General features: G+C 50.1%; 13 protein-coding genes and 1 tRNA gene. 7 read left to right on the top strand and 7 right to left on the bottom strand.

What is annotated here, in order from left to right; all coding sequences use genetic code 11:
• Positions 1–3: 3 nt before the first annotated feature.
• The 3 genes from ACKQTC_RS06675 to ACKQTC_RS06685 all read left to right on the top strand — a co-directional run bounded on the left by ACKQTC_RS06675 (position 4) and on the right by ACKQTC_RS06685 (position 4,180).
• Positions 4–1,449, top strand: a complete 1,446-nt coding sequence (locus ACKQTC_RS06675; RefSeq protein WP_408977662.1) for an SLC13 family permease — start codon at positions 4–6, stop codon at positions 1,447–1,449.
• Between the two features lie 186 nt (positions 1,450–1,635).
• A complete protein-coding gene (locus ACKQTC_RS06680) occupies positions 1,636–3,057 on the top strand; it encodes an aryl-sulfate sulfotransferase (protein ID WP_408977663.1) in 1,422 nt (473 codons plus the stop codon).
• Between the two features lie 205 nt (positions 3,058–3,262).
• Positions 3,263–4,180 (top strand): LysR family transcriptional regulator, encoded by a 918-nt coding sequence (locus ACKQTC_RS06685; RefSeq protein ID WP_408977664.1) that lies wholly within the window; start codon positions 3,263–3,265, stop codon positions 4,178–4,180.
• A 74-nt stretch (positions 4,181–4,254) separates the two neighbouring features.
• Here ACKQTC_RS06685 and ACKQTC_RS06690 read toward each other — a convergent pair whose 3' ends face one another.
• The 7 genes from ACKQTC_RS06690 to dnaX form a co-directional block, all read right to left on the bottom strand.
• Positions 4,255–4,908 carry a Crp/Fnr family transcriptional regulator gene (locus ACKQTC_RS06690; RefSeq protein WP_408977665.1) on the bottom strand — a complete coding sequence of 218 codons (654 nt, stop codon included), beginning with the start codon at positions 4,906–4,908 and terminating at the stop codon, positions 4,255–4,257.
• A 40-nt stretch (positions 4,909–4,948) separates the two neighbouring features.
• Complete coding sequence (locus ACKQTC_RS06695; RefSeq protein ID WP_408977666.1) at positions 4,949–6,385, bottom strand: SLC13 family permease; 1,437 nt, start codon at positions 6,383–6,385, stop codon at positions 4,949–4,951.
• 23 nt (positions 6,386–6,408) lie between these two features.
• Positions 6,409–8,292 carry an aryl-sulfate sulfotransferase gene (locus tag ACKQTC_RS06700; RefSeq protein ID WP_408977667.1) on the bottom strand — a complete coding sequence of 628 codons (1,884 nt, stop codon included), beginning with the start codon at positions 8,290–8,292 and terminating at the stop codon, positions 6,409–6,411.
• A gap of 151 nt (positions 8,293–8,443) precedes the next feature.
• Positions 8,444–8,527: transfer RNA gene (locus ACKQTC_RS06705), tRNA-Leu, on the bottom strand.
• A gap of 89 nt (positions 8,528–8,616) precedes the next feature.
• Positions 8,617–9,216 (bottom strand): recombination mediator RecR, encoded by a 600-nt coding sequence (recR, locus tag ACKQTC_RS06710; RefSeq protein ID WP_408977668.1) that lies wholly within the window; start codon positions 9,214–9,216, stop codon positions 8,617–8,619.
• Positions 9,216–9,527, bottom strand: a complete 312-nt coding sequence (locus ACKQTC_RS06715; protein ID WP_408977669.1) for a YbaB/EbfC family nucleoid-associated protein — start codon at positions 9,525–9,527, stop codon at positions 9,216–9,218. Before ACKQTC_RS06715 ends, recR begins: the two co-directional genes overlap by 1 nt.
• Positions 9,528–9,554: 27 nt before the next feature.
• Complete coding sequence (gene dnaX / locus ACKQTC_RS06720) at positions 9,555–11,183, bottom strand: DNA polymerase III subunit gamma/tau (protein WP_408977719.1); 1,629 nt, start codon at positions 11,181–11,183, stop codon at positions 9,555–9,557.
• 418 nt (positions 11,184–11,601) lie between these two features.
• On the opposite strand from dnaX, the gene ACKQTC_RS06725 reads away from it, so the two are divergent.
• From ACKQTC_RS06725 to ACKQTC_RS06740, 4 genes are all read left to right on the top strand, one after another.
• Positions 11,602–12,849: a pyridoxal phosphate-dependent aminotransferase gene (locus tag ACKQTC_RS06725; protein WP_408977670.1), complete on the top strand. Its 1,248-nt coding sequence runs from the start codon at positions 11,602–11,604 to the stop codon at positions 12,847–12,849.
• 33 nt (positions 12,850–12,882) lie between these two features.
• On the top strand, positions 12,883–14,229 hold the full coding sequence (brnQ, locus tag ACKQTC_RS06730; RefSeq protein ID WP_408977671.1) for a branched-chain amino acid transport system II carrier protein: 1,347 nt from the start codon (positions 12,883–12,885) through the stop codon (positions 14,227–14,229).
• 96 nt (positions 14,230–14,325) lie between these two features.
• Entirely contained in the window at positions 14,326–15,171 is an 846-nt protein-coding gene (locus ACKQTC_RS06735) for a prephenate dehydratase (protein ID WP_408977672.1), read from the top strand.
• 265 nt (positions 15,172–15,436) lie between these two features.
• Complete coding sequence (locus ACKQTC_RS06740) at positions 15,437–16,975, top strand: helix-turn-helix domain-containing protein (RefSeq protein ID WP_408977673.1); 1,539 nt, start codon at positions 15,437–15,439, stop codon at positions 16,973–16,975.
• The last annotated feature ends 49 nt before the right edge of the window (positions 16,976–17,024 follow it).

Here is a 17,024-nt window from a genome sequence, read left to right on the forward strand (position 1 = left end):
GTCATGTCTACTCAAGAATCTGTTAATCGTGAATGGCTAAAAGCCTTAGTCGTTTTAGGCATCGCTGCATTAGGTTGGATTATTCCCGCACCAGCACCGATGACCCCTATCGGCATGCGTTGCTTGGCAGTCTTTCTAGCTATGATTGCCGGTTGGAGTATGACCTCCGGTGCATGGCCTAGCTTCCTAGGTTTACTTCTCTTTCCCCTGACAGGCGTTATGCCCTTAAAGGAATTCGTGGGTATGGGTTGGGGTACAGACGTCATGCTCTTCCTCGTCTTATCCTTTGCCATGATTTCCTATTTAGAAGAAACCGGTGTCAGCCGCTTTATGGCCTCTTGGTTAATGACCCGGTCCTTTTTACAGGGCCATCCCTGGCGGCTTATTTTCATGATTTTGTTCGCTGCCTACTGGATTTGCTCCTTAGTCAATACCTTTATCGGCATGTTCTTAATGTGGCAAATTGTTTATAGCATTACCGAATCCATTGGTCAAAAGCCTTATGACAAATTCCCCACCCTTATGGTTTTCGGGATTGCTATGTTTGGGGCGCTGAGTCTGACAGCGATGCCTTGGGGTGGCAATGCTATCGTCAACCTAAGTGTATATGCTAATATTGCCGGCGAAACGGCTAACATGCTTGAATACATTGCCTTTACCCTACCTTATGGGATGATTTGTATTGCCCTATACCTTGTGATGGCAAAATTCTTATTTCGCCTAGATGTACGACCTTTAATGAACATCAGCAAAGATAATATTGACCATAGCGCCCTTGAAATGAACCCAGAAAAGAAAATCGCCCTCATCTCCCTCCTAGTTTTCGTCGTTATGTTACTAGGACCCGGCCTTCTGCCAAAAGGGACACCTGCCTTTGAATTTTACCAACGCTTCGGTATTGCTGGGGTTATGCTTCTTTTCATGACAGGTATGCTCTTAATTACCCATAAGCGCAAAGATATCTTTAGCTTTCCTAAACTAGCTACAAAGGGCGTACCTTGGCCGATGATTATGATGGTTTCTGTCATCCTGGCTATAGGGGGAACCCTTATGCACGAAAGCACCGGCATTGCACCGTATTTAAACCAAACCCTGGTACCTATGCTTTCTAACTTATCGCCCATCGCTTTCGTTTGTATTCTTATTGCCATTGTAGTTGTACTGACCAACTTCATGATCAACATGGTCGTCGTAGCTATGTTCTTACCTGTAGTTATTCCGATGGCTGAAAGCATGGGCTACTCTCCAATGCTCCTCTCCTTTGCTGTCATGGTCGCAAGTACTAACGCTATCTTGACACCTGCCGGCTGTGCAGCATCAAGTATCCTCTTCCCGAACAAGGAGTGGATTACTGCGAAGGACATCTATAAATACGGCACACCAACTGTAATCATCTTCTCCATCGTTTTAATCGGCTACTTCTTTGTAGGGTCCTTATTCTTAGGTTAAGCATCCATCTAAGACTCCCCTAAAGACTCCATTCATATAGACTTTTGGGGGAGTTTTTTATTGAGTGAATTATCAGCCTATAATCCCTAGCTATGCCCCCAATTGATTAACGATATTACCCATCGCTATTTGACTCTAGTATACTGAATTTGACAAATCAATCGTGTTAACCGAAAGGAGATTCACATGGGAACACCTACAGTTCACCCTACCGGTACTACTATTTATAATCCGGAAAAATGCTTTAACGGCTACACCATCTTCCCCGCCCGGGAACAGGGGGCCATGCTCATCGATATGAACGGCCGCGTGGTCAACTTCTGGAAAGACCTCCAAGGCTTTCCGAATAAGCTCCTCCCCGGTGGCGAAGTGGTCGGCAGCCGTGGCGAACGGAACAGCGAATACGGCTGGCAGGACCAGATTGACCTGATCCAGGTTGACTGGGACGGCAATGTCGTCTGGGAATTTAACAAGCTGGAGTACATCGAAGACCCGGGCTATGAACCCCAATGGATGGCCCGCCAGCACCACGACTACCAGTTTGAAGGCAATACCGTCGGCTACTATGTCCCCGGTATGGAAGCCAAAACCCGCGGCGGCAACAAGCTCCTCCTCTGCCACCACACCGTTACCAACCCGGCTATATCCGCCCTCCCCTTATGCGATGACACCATCATCGAAATCAATGATGCCGGTGAAATCCTCTGGCGCTGGAACTGCAACGAGCACTTCCGCGAACTGGGCTTTTCTGAAGAAGCCAAAAACTGCATTGCCCGCAACCCGAACATGAATAAGTCCGGTGGCGACTGGATGCACACCAACTCCATGAGCGTCCTAGGCCCCAACCGCCACTATGACAATGGTGATGAACGCTTCCATCCGGACAACATCATCATTGACGGCCGGCAGACCAATATCATCTGCATCATTTCCAAGGAAACCGGTAAAATCGTCTGGAAACTGGGCCCAGACTACACCAGCCCGGAAGCCCGCTTTATCGGCCAGATTGTCGGCCAGCACCATGCTCATATGATTCCTAAGGGCATGCCCGGCGAAGGCAACATCCTCATTTATGACAACGGCGGCATGGGCGGCTACGGCGCCCCGAACCCGGGCTCTAAAACCGGCCTGAACAACTCCCTCCGTGACTACAGCCGGGTCATTGAATTTGACCCCGTCACCATGAAAATGGTTTGGGAGTGCAAGCCCTCCGACATGGGCCATGCCATGCCCTACCATTCCGACCACTTCTACAGCATGTTCATTTCCTCGGCTCAACGCCTGCCCAACGGCAACACCCTCATCACTGAAGGCTCCGGCGGCCGCTTAATGGAAGTGACCCGAGACCACGAACTGGTCTGGGAATACATCTCCCCCTACTGGGGCAAGTACATGCCCATCAACATGATCTACCGGGCTTACCGCTACCCCTATGACTACGTTCCCCAGGTTGAAAAACCGGAAGAAGTCGCCATTGAACGGATTGACAACACCACCTTCCGGATGCCCGGCGCCGCCGGCAAAGACCCGGAACGGACCGTATCTGTAGAAGGGACCATCGGCTTCGCTGCTGTTGACGGCTTCTGCCTGCAAACAGAAGAAGACTAAGCCATCCCGCATCCCAAGGGGCTCTACCCCCTTGGGATTTTTTTATCAGCAGTGGCATTTGCAACCCTTTCCCCTAAACGGTATACTGTAGGCAACTAAAAGGGGCCTTAACCCTCATCATCTAGATGGTTCCTGCCCGCCCGGTTGAGACAGACCCACTCAAAACAGGACCATCTATTCATTGGTTCCACAAGGAGAGAGACACATGCGCATAGAACAGTTAGAGCAAATCATCACCATTAATCGCTGTGCATCCATATCGAAAGCCGCTAAAGAAATGCTCATTTCCCAGCCGGCCCTATCCACATCACTCCGTCAACTCGAAGAAGAGCTCGGCACCACCCTTTTTGTTCGTGACCATAATGGCGTCTTTCCCACCGGCGACGGCACCTGCGTCATTGACCTGGCCAACCAGGTCATGGAACTGATTGATGACATCCGCTACTTCAGCTGCCGGGAGCACGACCTCCAGGGTACCGTCCGCTTTATCCGGACCCCGGCCTACAGTGTCTTGGACTACCACATCCTCTCCCAGTTGCGCCACCAGTACCCCAACCTCCAGGTGGAAATCATCGAACAACCCATTGACGATGTCATCTCCAGCATCTATGAGGGCACCGCCAACATCGGCCTCATCACCTGGGGCATCTCCTCCGAGCAGACCCAATCCCACCTGGCCAAGCTGGACCTCATCCACGAAGAACTGGGCCCCCGCAAGCTCATGGCCTTCGTCGACCGCAATAACGCCCTGGCCGACCAGGCCGCCGTCCACCTGGATGACCTCCAGGACGCCCAGTTCCTCTCCTACTCCTCCGGCTACTGGAGCCGGATCAGCAACGACCTCAACCTCAACAAGGACGCCATTATCGTCAAGGACAAGGAGGACCTCAAGCGGGGCATCTACAAGGGCCACGCCATCGCCCTCCTGCCGGATATCTTCGCTGAAGAAGACATCTACTGCGAGCAAAACCTCATCCGCTGCGTCGCCGTCAACGACGAACACGGCAGCTTCGAAGGCTACGACTGCGTCCTCTACCCCCGGAAACGGAACCTCACCCTGGCCGAAAAATACCTCCTCCGGGTCATCCGCCACCTCCTGGTCCGGGACCAGGAGGCCGACTAATTAACAAAAAAAACAAGTGGCACCGCTGGTTAGCGGTGCCACTTGTTTTTCTATAGTTGCTCTTTTAGATTTCTTCAATAATACATCTTCTTATTATCCGCATAAGTCTGTAACGCATCTATGTCTTTAATGAAAATAATCCCATCTTTTCTCTCTATGATGCCATGCTTGCGTAAATAGGTCATGATTTTTGCAGCTGTAACCTGATGAATACCTAGCATCCGGCAAATTGCAGCATTTTTCCATGTAACAGGTAACCGATATGCACCATCCTCTTCCTTTGCAAATTCCAAAAGGGTTGAACAAAATATGGCAGGAATTTTCTTTTCGCGATGGCTATTTAATAGTTGGGTCAAGTGCAAATAATTATCGCCTTGCAATCTAAGTAAGGCATCCAATATGTCTGGCCGAGTTCGAACAGCTGCCAAGACCTCCTCACCATCAATTCGGTAGCAGTCAATATCTGACAAGGCTTTAAAACTGGAATGGCTAGTTCGATCAGGCATCCACAAATTATTAATGCCAACTAAGGAATTTACCCCGTCATTAGCAGATTTTTCCTTATATTTGATTACATTCCCGTCCATCGAATACGCAATCCGTTCACATGATCCTTCTAGCAAATAATAAATACAGTCTGCAGCATCCCCTTGCAAAAATAGGAAGTCACCTTTTTTAAAAGCATATCGACAGGCACTAGGTAGGTCTAGAAGAAAGGTTAACTCCATTTTTCCCTCCTATATATCACAAAGGTTCAAAAATCCGCCACTAAATCGCAAAGAAGATTAAATTCCAGGCGACTTGTAACACCGTCATTAAAATAATCATCGGCAAGCCATATTTATAAACATCTTTAGCCCGCACCCACTCCGTATTGGAAAAGAGAACGGTTGCTGACTGGGAAGCTGAGGGCAGCATAAATGCTACCGTGCAGATAACCGTATATAAGAAGCCCAGTTGCAGGGGGTCAATACCCAGCTGGACACCAATTGGCAATGTGATTGATACCATTAAAATAGCTATAATCTTATTAATCATAAAGTTCGTGCAGATAACTGTCACTATAGCCGCCAAAATAATGAACACCAAGGCTGGTTGATTATCAAACAACGGAGATATAACTGTTCCCAACGTCTCATTGATACCGGTATTGTCACCGGCAATCAACGGTGAGAAAGTTAAAATAATAGCAACCATCATGACAAGCTTCCAGCTAACCCCTTTTTTAGCATTTTCTACAAAAGAGCAGGCCGGCTTGCCATTAATGCGAATCAGTTGTAAAACAGTAAAGATAAAGATGAGTTTACCACTGAGGCCAAAGTTACCCATAAAAACAGCTACCGGAGAATCTTGAGGTAAACTGGAAGGGATCAAGATTAAAAGAATTAGAGATAGCATCGCCAATAAGGCAACTATTTTTTCAGGTGTTGCCTTTTGAACTTCTTGACTTAAATCAGCTGGATTAAAGTCTTTTAGAGGGGTCACATCTAACTTAAACACAAAGCGGCATAAAAGCATAAAGCCCGCAAGCACAAATAAGGCATATGGTACTGTGTAGAGGATGTATTCCATATAATTCACTTTTAAATCAGCTGTTTTCTCAAGCACATCTAAAATAACAATAGAGTTATTCCCCCAGGGGAGGGTACTCAAACCAAGGCCGCCAAAAGCACAAGTTCCCAGCATCATCAAGGACGGAAACTTCTCATAAGGCTTATAATTAAACTTAGCAAAGATTTCATACATAAAGACCCAAGTGAGCATCATCCCAGCGATGGCATTCACAAAACTGGAAATAAGCCAGCAAACAAACATAAGCATAAAAATCAAGCGCCAAGGATGCCCTACAATAAATTTTCTTTTCAAGAGCCAAGCAGCTGCAAATGCAGCTGCACCACTCGTTTCCATATAGGCTAAAAGAACGAGGGATAAAAGAACAAAGAAAAATACATCTGAACCAAAGTTAAGGGCCAAAGACTCTTTAAAGGTTACCACACCCGTCAAGGGGAAGAAAACCCAAGTTAATAGAGATGGCCATACATCTGTTGTTACCGTAACACCATACACAAAGGCAATAAATAACCCAACCAACCGCATTCCTTCAGCTGAAATTGTACCCACCGGGGGGATAATCAGAAAAAACAGGGCTATAATCGCCAGGTATATAATGAGTTTATGATAAGATCTCTCTCCAGCCTTAACCATAACGTCCTCCTTTTTCTTCTCCTTTAGCAATGAATCTTAGTCTGAAGGTCATATAACTTGCCCTCTACAAATAGTTGCAGGTCATACGGGCCGGATAATCCATCCTTACTAATGGTCACCGACACGCGTTTTTCATTGGACTCCTGAAAGCTTCCAATGCATAAGGCTAACTCATCTTTCTCTACGGTAGAAATATTATAGGCATGAGATTCCTCACCATTAGAAAGAACGACACCGGCGTAAACACCGATATCGACAACTAGAGAAAAAACAAACCGGTCTACCTCATCTTCTACTTTGATTTCAAAATCTTTACCTAGAGAACTCGTGCTTTTCGGTAATTTTAACCGCATTTCTCGTGTCTCCGACAAACTACCTAGCCGGGTCCCTTGTTCAAAGAGGTCCTTCACATCTACAAAATCAGTTAAATTGATTTTGTGGGCCCTAAAATTCGCCGTACGAGGTATTTTTAATTCATAGACAATGTCATCATTTAAAATTTCTGTAGTCACCGAATAAAATTCCAAGTCTTTTTCTTCCGGTTTATTTAAATAGAAAATGGGTGGTTTTTCGCAAGGGATATCTTTAACCGTACCGATATCTCCCGAATGAACAAGATAGTGGTCCTTACCATAATAACTTGTATTGGAGATATGTGGTGAAAAATAAGCTGACCCTCTATTTTTCCCATAGGAGAAAACCTGGCGAACCGTACGGGAACTTAAGTCTAAGCGATACTGGACAGCCCTGGAATACTTATCTTCAGCAGGAATATCTTCTTCACTGTACTTACTCCTCCAGGCGCCATTATCAAAAATAAGGATATCACCATTTGGCACGACAGAAACAGAATGTTGAGCATAAAACCATTCAAAGTCACTATCATCCTTTGCCGGTTTAAAGAAATATTTTTCCTGCATCTCTTCCGGCCATTTATTCGGGTCACCTAAAATCCAATTTAAGGCACCTGTATCATAGTCTACATTAATAATAGCATCTAAGTTCCTGGCAGAGAAAGATATACTATTTGTTTTCTCATCGTACCAAACAGCATTTGTATGCATCCAATCTGAAGGATTCGCCCGGTTACCACCTGCCGCTTCCGGCGGAAGCATTCCTTTGAAGTCAATGATATGATCAATGTGCCCATCCTCTTCTCGTACAATAGCGCACATATCTTCAACGGTGTCCCTCTGTAAATCTTGGGTGAGAATAACCAGTTCACCTGGCCGCCCTAGAGCAAAATCATGATGGAAGCCACCTGGCAACCGATATTCCTTATAAATCTTGCCTAACAAGTTAAACTCATATAGACCGGATATATGGTAAGGCAATTTCATCAGCCTTTCCGTTCCCATCATTAAATGACCCCTACGGCTGGGGTGCATAGAGAAAGATAGGCCAACCGTACAATACCAACGGACTTCTCCGCGATAGTCATAACCGGTAACGTGACCATCTGATGATGGACTTAAAACCATCAATTGATCACCAAAATAATCATAGGAGGTCTCACAATAGCTCGGGAGCTGAATATTATCCGGCAAGGGACTTGTCTGAATATGGAGGGTAGTAGTCTCTCCGGTATTGAGGGTCAGCACCACTTCGTTGCTATAGTCTGCATATAAGCCGTAAACAGGTATATGGTGCTCTGTACCTGCGTCTGGAATAGTATAATTAAGGTCTGCTGCCTCATTTTTTCCTTTAATGCAAACAGATACTTGGCATGAACGCTCTGTTTTAAATTGAACCAAGGCTGTTAGGGGGCAGATTTCAAATGGATTCAAATGAACTAGGGGACTAGAAAAAGTCGACATCCCTTCTTCAAATTCTTGGGTATATTTTTTCACTAAGTCATTCTGAACATCAATCATGTGTGGTATAAAGGTATAATCTACTACTGGCATTTTGCAACGCTCCTTTCTTTAGCTTATTTATATAATAAGTTTTACTTATTTTCATTAGTCCAGGCTAATGCCAGCAGCATTATTTATAATTTTCATTTTTATTACTCTTGGCAAATAAAAAAAGCCTTCCTAAAAAGGAAGGCTTTTCTTTTGCGGATGGTGGGAGTCGAACCCACACGCCATCGCTGGCATACGCCCCTGAAACGCACGCGTCTGCCTATTCCGCCACATCCGCTAGTTGCAGAGTTTATAATACCGCACTGTTGATTTTTTGTCAAGGTTTTCCCTAGAATTAGCGGAAAAAGTCCTGCAAGTTGCCGGCGGTTAGACGTCTACCCGGCCGGATAGGGCCCGGGCCAGGGTCATGTCGTCAGCAAACTTAATGTCCCCACCAATGGGCAGGCCCCGGGCAATCCGGGTCAGGCGGACACCGAGGGGACGGAGTTCATCAATGAGGAAGAGGGCGGTGGTTTCCCCTTCGACTGAGGGGTTGGTGGCCAGGATGACTTCTTGAATCGCCTCGTCCTGGACCCGGGCCTTTAATTCATCCACTCGGAGGTCTTCCGGGCCGATGCCATCCATAGGCGACAGACGGCCGCCCAGGACATGGTAGCGGCCCTTAAAGGCGCCGGTCCGTTCAATGGCGGCTATATCCCGCACTTCTTCGACCACGCAGAGCTCGCCGGTGGCCCGGTCCGGGTTTGCACAAATCCGACAGAGGTCGCTATCGGTCAGGTTGCCACAGCGAGGACAATGGCCAATGGTCCGCTTGGCCACCCGAATAGACCGGGCCAGGGCTTCGGCTTCGGCGGCCGGGGCATCCAGGATATGAAAGGCCAGGCGGGTGGCGCTTTTCCGGCCGATGCCAGGCAGGCGGGCTAGGGCGTCAATAAGCTCCTGCAGGGCATCGTTCATCTTACTCATTAAAAGAGACCACCGGGGACTTTCATGCCTTTGGTCAGGGCGCCCATTTTTTCTTCAGACAGGGCGGCTGCGGTCCGGATGGCGTCATTAACGGCAGCGGCAATGAGGTCTTGGAGCATTTCAATATCTTCCGGGTCAACGACTTCCGGGTCCAGCTCGACGGAAAGGACTTCATTATTGCCGTTAACGGTCACTGAGCAGGCCCCGCCGCCGGAGGTGCCGGTTACCGGGGTTTCAGCCAGTTCTTCCTGGAGCTTTTTCATTTGCTTCTGCATCTTCTGCATTTCTTTCATCATTTTTTGCATGGACATGGTCTTTTCTCCTTTTTGTCGTGGCGCTTACTTATCTACCAGTTTAATATCTTCATCGCTTAAATTAAAGAGGCGTTTGGATTGTTCGATTAATTCTTCCGTCCGGTCCTGGCCCTGGCTTAAGACCAGGTCGACCTGGGCGGTCCGGCCGGTGGTCTGGTAAAAGAGCTCGGCCAGCATGGACCGCTGCTGGGGGCTGTTCATTTGCTTATAATGAAAGCTGTTTTCTTCCGGAAAGCGGAGGGTCAGGACGCCATCGGTAAGGCTTTCAGCGATGGCCGGCTTCATAAAGGCGTGGAGCCGGACGCTGTGTCCCTTCAGGGCTTCCATGGTTTGGGCCCAGAGGGCGGCCAGTTCGCCTGCATTAGCGGCGGTATCAGCCGGCTGGCCCGGTGGACGGGCCGGGGCCTGGGCCGGCGGGGCCGGGTCTGCCGGGGGAATGGGCGTGACCGGCGGGGTCTCCGCCCGGTCCCGGGGGGCCGGTTGGGCCTGTGGCGCCGAGGCCTGGCAGGCAGGCTTGGGCTGGGCCGCGGGCCTGGCTTGGGCCGGGGGGGCCGTCAGAGCGGCCGGGTCTTCTACCAGGAGGGCCAAGTCAATAAAGGTGGTCTCCAGGAGGAGCTCGGCATCGCCGGCAAAACGGAGCTGGGCTTCCGCTTCAGATAGGCAGCGGATGAGCCGCTCAAAGGTAGGAATAGAGAGAGCCTCTGCCAGGGGTTTGGCGGCTTCAGGGTTTAGGATGCTCCCCTGGTCCAGGGCCTGGGGGGCGACCTTTAGCATAAAGAGCCGGCGGAGCCAGTCGGCAAAGTCTTTCAAAAGGCGGCCGGCTTCGCTCCCCTCCTTGAGGGCCTGGCGGAGGGTTTCCAAGAGGCGGGCGTAATCAATATCTTTAAGGGCCTCGGTCAAGTCCCGCAAGACCCGTTCGGATAGGCCGCCGGTCAGGTCATCTACTGCCTGGACGGTGATAGTATCCGGGGCATAGGCATGGGCCTGGTCTAAGAGGCCAATGGCATCCCGGAGGCCGCCGGCCGATTGGCGGGCAATCTTCAGGAGGGCCTGGGGTTCATAGCCCATGCCTTCCAGGTCGGCCAACTTCTGCAGGTGGTCGGCGACCACCTGGGTGGAAATCCGCCGGAAGTCAAAGCGTTGGGTCCGGGATAAAACCGTCTGGGGAATCTTTTGCGGATCGGTCGTTGCCAGGATAAAGAGGACATGGGCCGGTGGTTCTTCCAGGGTTTTTAAGAGGGCGTTAAAGGCCTCGCCGGTCAGCATGTGGACTTCGTCAATGATGTAGACTTTCCGCCGGCCCACCGCCGGCACAAAGCGGACCTGGTCCTTTAAGTCGCGGATTTCATCAATCCCCCGGTTGCTGGCAGCGTCAATATCCACCACATCAATAAAGCGGTCCTCGGCAATGGCCAGGCAGTTGTCACAATGGCCGCAAGGGGACCCTTCATTAGGGGCCAGGCAGTTGACGGCCTTGGCCAGGATTTTGGCGGTGGAGGTTTTACCGGTTCCCCGGGGGCCGCAAAAAAGGTAGGCGTGAGCCAGGCGCTCGTATTTCAATGCATTTTGCAGGGTGGTCACCACAACCTCCTGACCGATGACATCGGCAAAGGTCCGGGGCCGAAAGACCCGGTACAAGGCTTTGTGTGCCATCACGCTCATCTCCTTTAATATGCCCAATCCAATGCCTTGATAATAGCCTATTCCCTTAGGCATCGTCAAGTTTTATGCCGACAAGAAGCACCCTGGCCAAGCAGGCGTATTAGCCTATTTTCAGGTGGAAATTCCAGACATCAATAAAATTTGAAATATTTTTGAATTTTTTTACAAATTCAACGTCTTTTTAATTGACAATTGTCTGTTAAATGCGTAAACTAATCTTAAAATAGAACTGTTATAAAACAAGCGCCTGTATTTATGTCAGTCCTGTAACAATAAGTATAGAGGCTCGGCTGGGCCCTCTGCAAGCAGAAGGTACCCGGCGTCGCCGGGACTTTTCTCAACAAAAGAGGGACCCTTACAGGGACTGGAAAGACGGTTCAGTTTTTTGCATCAAGAAAGGGAGATTCGTATGAGTATTTTAGCAAAACATGCCCAAGGGAAAGGTGGCCCGGATACCATTTTCGCTTACGCCGGTGCTGCAGCCAAGCGGGCAGAAGAGGTGGGCAGTGAAAATATCGTCAATGCCACCATTGGCGCCTTTTTAACACCTGAAGGCCACCTGGCAACAATGAAAACCGTCGAGGCGGCTATGGAAGCAGTGCCTTTTGAGGTGGCTGCGAATTACGCCCCGATTAATGGCCTCCCTGCCTTTATTGAAGCCATGGCCGATTCTGTATTCCGTGATTACCGGCCCAACTGTTATATTGACGGGGTCGCGACCCCCGGTGGTACCGGTGCTGTCCATAACGCCACTTTTAATTATTTAAACGAAGGCGACACCTGCCTGACCACAGATTATTTTTGGGGCAATTATACCTCTTTATTGAGTGAGTTTGGACGCAAACTAGATACCTTTAATACTTTTACCCCGGAAGGCGGCTTTGATGTCCAGGCCTGCCTGACCGCTTGCAAGGACCTCATTGGCAAGCAGGACAACCTGGTCCTGCTCCTGAACACCCCGGCCCATAACCCGACCGGCTTTACCGTTACCAATGACGAATGGCGCCAGCTCCTGGATGGCTTAACCGACCTGGCCAAGGCCCATCCGGACCAAGGCGTTATCGTTATTATCGACGTGGCCTATATCGACTATGCCCCCCAGGATGCCCGGTCCATTTTCAAGTTATTTGAAAACCTGCCGGAAAACCTTCTCGGCATTGTCTGTGCCTCTTTGAGTAAGGGCTACACCCTTTATGGCTACCGCTTAGGGGTTGAGCTCTGCATGGCCCAAACCGAGGCCGTCAAAGATGAATTCATGCTCGCTGCCGGCGCCTCCTGCCGGGCAACCTGGTCCAACTGCTCCCGGGTAGGGATGGAAATGGTTGCGCAACTGGCCGCTGACCCGGAAAAACTCAAGGCCTTCCGGGCTGAGCAGGATGATTTTGCCGCCCAATTAGCTGAACGGGCTGCCCTCTTCACCTCCGAGGCGGAAGAAGTGGGCCTGACCATTTGCCCCTACCACAGCGGTTTCTTTATCTATGTACCAACCAAAACGCATGAAGATGCAGAGGCTTTAACGCAAAAAGTTGCTGAAAAAGATATTTTCGTGGTGCCCCTGGGTGATGGCGTTCGGATTGCCATCTGTGCTATTTCCACTCCCCAGATTAAAGGCATGGCAAAAATATTCAAAGACGCTCAACAGGCTTTGAACATCTAGGCAAGCCTGGATATGCTAACATAGGAGGTTACCATGAGCAGTCCATCCACACAACCAAAAGCCACGATTGGCTACATTATTACTGTTGGTTTTGCTATTTTTGCCACCTACTTCGGTGCAGGTAACTTGATTTTCCCGCCTACCCTGGGCTTATCCGCCGGGACCCTCTGGCTCTTCGCCCTCCTGGGCTTCGCCATTACAGACGTTGGTCTGGGGGTCCTAGGGATTGTCGCCACCACCAATGTCGGCGGCGGCGTTGACGATGTCGCCCGCCCGGTGGCCAAATGGTTTTCTGTTGTTCTCGGTTCTTTAATTTGTCTCTTTATCGGGCCCCTATTCGCCGTGCCCCGGGTGGCCGCGACCACTTATGAAATGAGTGTCCAGCCCTATGCGGACTTTATCCCTATTTGGGCCCTGTCCTTTATCTTCTTCGCCATCACCATGGCTTTAACCATTAAGCAGCTGGCTGTTGTTGATATCATCGGTAAAATTTTGACCCCTGTTCTCCTAATTATGTTAGCCGTTATCTTTATCGGTGCCGTCTTCAACCCCATCGGAACCCCGGTGGTCACAGAAGCGGAACACCAATTTGCCAACGGTTTCCTAGAAGGTTACCAAACCATGGACGGGATCGGGTCCCTGGTTATGGCCGGGATCTTCGTCTATGATGTCCGGGCCAGAGGCTTTAAATCCCGTAAGCAACAGCTGTCCGTTATTTTGCCGGCCTGTATTGTTTCCGGTATCTGCCTCACCTTAATCTATGGCGGCCTGACCTATATCGGTGCAACGGCCAGTGGCCTGCCTGAATTCCAGGGCTTAGACCGGGTGCCCCTCTTAATCGGTACCGTCTTTGCCATCTTAGGTACTCCGGGTAAAATCGCCTTGTCCATCGCTGTGGCCGCTGCCTGCCTGACGACCTCTATCGGGCTGACCTCCATGGTCGCCAACTTCTTCGCCCGGATTACCCACGACAAGCTCAAATACTCCACCAACGTTGTCATCATCTGTATCGTCAGCTTCCTGATGTCCTTAGGCGGCGTTGAGAAAATTATCGCCCTGGCCGTCAACTGCCTCCTGCTCATCTACCCTGTCGTTATGGTGCTGATCTTCTTGGCCGTCTTTGACCGCTTTGTCCCTTACAAGTGGGCTTATCGCGGGGCCATCATCGGTGCTTTAGCCGTCTCCATCCTGGACGTTTGGGGCAGCTACAGCGAGCCGGTTAAAGGCCTGGTCAACATGGTTCCCCTGGACACCATCGGCTTCGGCTGGATCATCCCCGCCATTATCGGTGGCCTCATCGGTACTGTGGTGCAAATGGCCCTCAAGGCCCCGAACCCGGAAAAACCCTATCGGCCGGAATTTGATGCAGATGACGTATAAACAAAGGCTTAAAGCGCCCACTAGGGCGCTTTTTTCTTGCCTCTTTTTCGCAGGCATGCTAGGATAACCAGATAGACCTTGAAAGGAGTATCTGCCATGTGTCCTGAAGAAACGGTCCGGCCGCCCAGGGTGACCGTCTACGGCCAAACCGGCACCTATAGCCATGCCGCGGCCTGCCGCCTGGCCCCGGACGGCCATTACCAGTTTATCGATGACTTTGAAGAGGCCCTCCGGTCCCTCGGTCCTGACCGGGCAGACCTGGCCGTCCTTCCCTTGGAGAATTCCTCGGCCGGCAGCGTCCTGCCGGTCCTGGATAACCTCATCAAGTACCGCCAGCTGCAGATTGTCGCCGAGCTGACCCTCCCCATCCACCATGTCCTAGCCGCCAAGCCGGGGACTCGGCTGGAGGATATCACCACCGTCTATTCCCACGACCAGGCCCTGCGGCAAACCCGCTCCTTTTGGCGGGCCAAGGGCTGGCAGCGGTCCCCTGCCCGGTCCACAGCCGGCGCTGCCAGCCAGATTGCCCAAGACCGGCTCCCCGGCTATGCGGCCATTTGCAGCGCCTTCGCCGCTGATTTAAATGGCCTGACCATCCTGGCCCGAGATATCCAGGATGTGGCCGAAAACAGCACCCGCTTTGTCCTGGTGGCCGCCCCGCCCTTTAGCTACCGGCCCCAGACGCCGGCCGGCAAGGGGGCCTATACCTTTACCGTCAACCACGAAAGCGGCGCCCTCCTGGCCGTCCTCCAGGCCTTCGCCAATGCCGGCCTCAACCTGGTTAAGCTGGAAAGCCGGCCCGTCCCCCAGCACCCCTTCAAGTACCGGTTTTTTGTGGATATCGACTTACAGGCCGGAGACCTGGACCGGGCTCTCACCGCCTGCCAGCCCCTCTGCCGGGACTTTCACTGCCTTGGCCGCTACCCGGTTTTCACCCCATAGGGACACAAGAAAAAACACCGCTCACATCCCAACTAGGGATCTGCTCGGTGTTTTTGTGCGTCATAGCCTCATAGGCATGACCGGCCGCCCCGAACCACCCCCTTACATATTTTTATTGTACATTTTATTTTCATCTTTTTTATCTGTCGTTTTTCCATTTGTTGATTGATTTGTTTTTTATCTCATTACTATATACCATATATAATATACATTTAAAATCTTAATAAGGTGAGGATTTATGCTTTTTCTAAATCAAGACAAAAACATGATGCGACTGATGACCCTCTTGTATCGTCATGATGGTGAATGGCTCAAGTATACCGAACTGGCCCGGGAAATAGGCATTTCCAGACGAACTGTAAAGACCTATACAGAAAACCTGGAAAAGCTATTTGCAGACTATAGCAAATTCGAACATACCGGGTCTATGATCCGGGGGTCCTTTAATAGCAACTTTGGTCTATTGACCATGCAAAAAACCTTCCTGTATAACTCTCTTATTGTACAAATTTTTTACAAGTCCTTCTTCCGTCCTAATATGGACAAGTTGGACCTGTCCATGGATCTGAACTGCAGCGTTTCTTCAATCTTCCGTAACGTCCAGCTCTTTAACGAAAAATTTGCTGTCGGCTACAAACTCCGTTACTCCTATGCCGACCTCCAATTCACCGGGGATGAGCGAGATATCCAGAAGTTCTATGTCAACTTTTTTATTGAAGTCCTGCCCAATCCCCTGTCCTGGCCCTTCGAAGACTTCTTTGCAGAAGAAGACGCTAAGGTTCTGACCCGGCTGGCAGGCAAGTATATCAACAAGCGGCCCTTCCACCCGGCCCATTTCAAGTATGTGAAAATGGCCCTGGCCGTGGCCCTCATCCGGCTCCAACAGGGTTACGCCATCCCCATCAATGAGCACAATCCCCTCTTTATTCCCCGCCTGGAAAAAGTTTTAGCTGACCCTGAGGCCCAGGCCATCCTGGATAAGTACGCCGTCGATCCAGACAGTAGCCGCCTCGACTTCCTTTATCAACTCCTGGCCTACTTCCTGTCTGAGGAATTCATGTTTTTCTTAGCAGACCCGGCCGTCCCCTATAAAAATGACGAAAACTACAGTGCGCAATATAACTACTACTTAGAAAAGGTCCAGTACCTCCAGGGTAAGTACAACATATGCGTATCCGACACGGAAACCTTTTATAACGCCCTCTATACCTATTTCCGCTTTAAGGTCTCTAATATTGATGCCTCCGACTTTTTTGTCAACCATTCAGACTACTTCTTAAACTACGTCAAGCTCCTGAATGTCGACTTCCATAATGAACTGACCACCCTGGTAGAGGACTACCTGACCAAGTTCCACCCCCATGTCAAAGACCGGACCAAGGACCTGGCCTATACGGTCTACTCCCTCTGGCCGGATTTCCTTCCCCAGCTGATGAAAAACATCCCGCCCTACCGGGCCCTGGTTGTCAGCCATTATGACCACTACTACGCCAAAACCCTAGCCAACCTTCTCAATTGCCTCAACCCCCGAGTCCTCCAGGCAGAAGTCTATAAAGGCGAAGAAATCGACCTGGAAGCCCTCCATCATACCGGCCATGAAGTCCTCATTACAGACTTTGTCTTCCCTAATCCCCCTGAAGGTAAGCTCCTCTTCAACTTTGAGCAATTGCCCTCCGTCCCCAATCTCCACAAACTCCTCCTGACCATAACCAACCACATGACCCAGCGGACCATCGAAAGCACCCCTGAGGAATTTGATGACTACTACCATAAGATGATCATAGACAAAAAAATCCGTGGCTAACCCCCCTAAATATAGAAAGACCACCGACCGATAAGAGGTCGGTGGTCTT

The sequence above is a fragment of the Peptococcus simiae genome, assembly GCF_046097595.1.
GTDB classification, from domain to species: Bacteria; Bacillota; Peptococcia; order Peptococcales; family Peptococcaceae; genus Peptococcus; species Peptococcus simiae.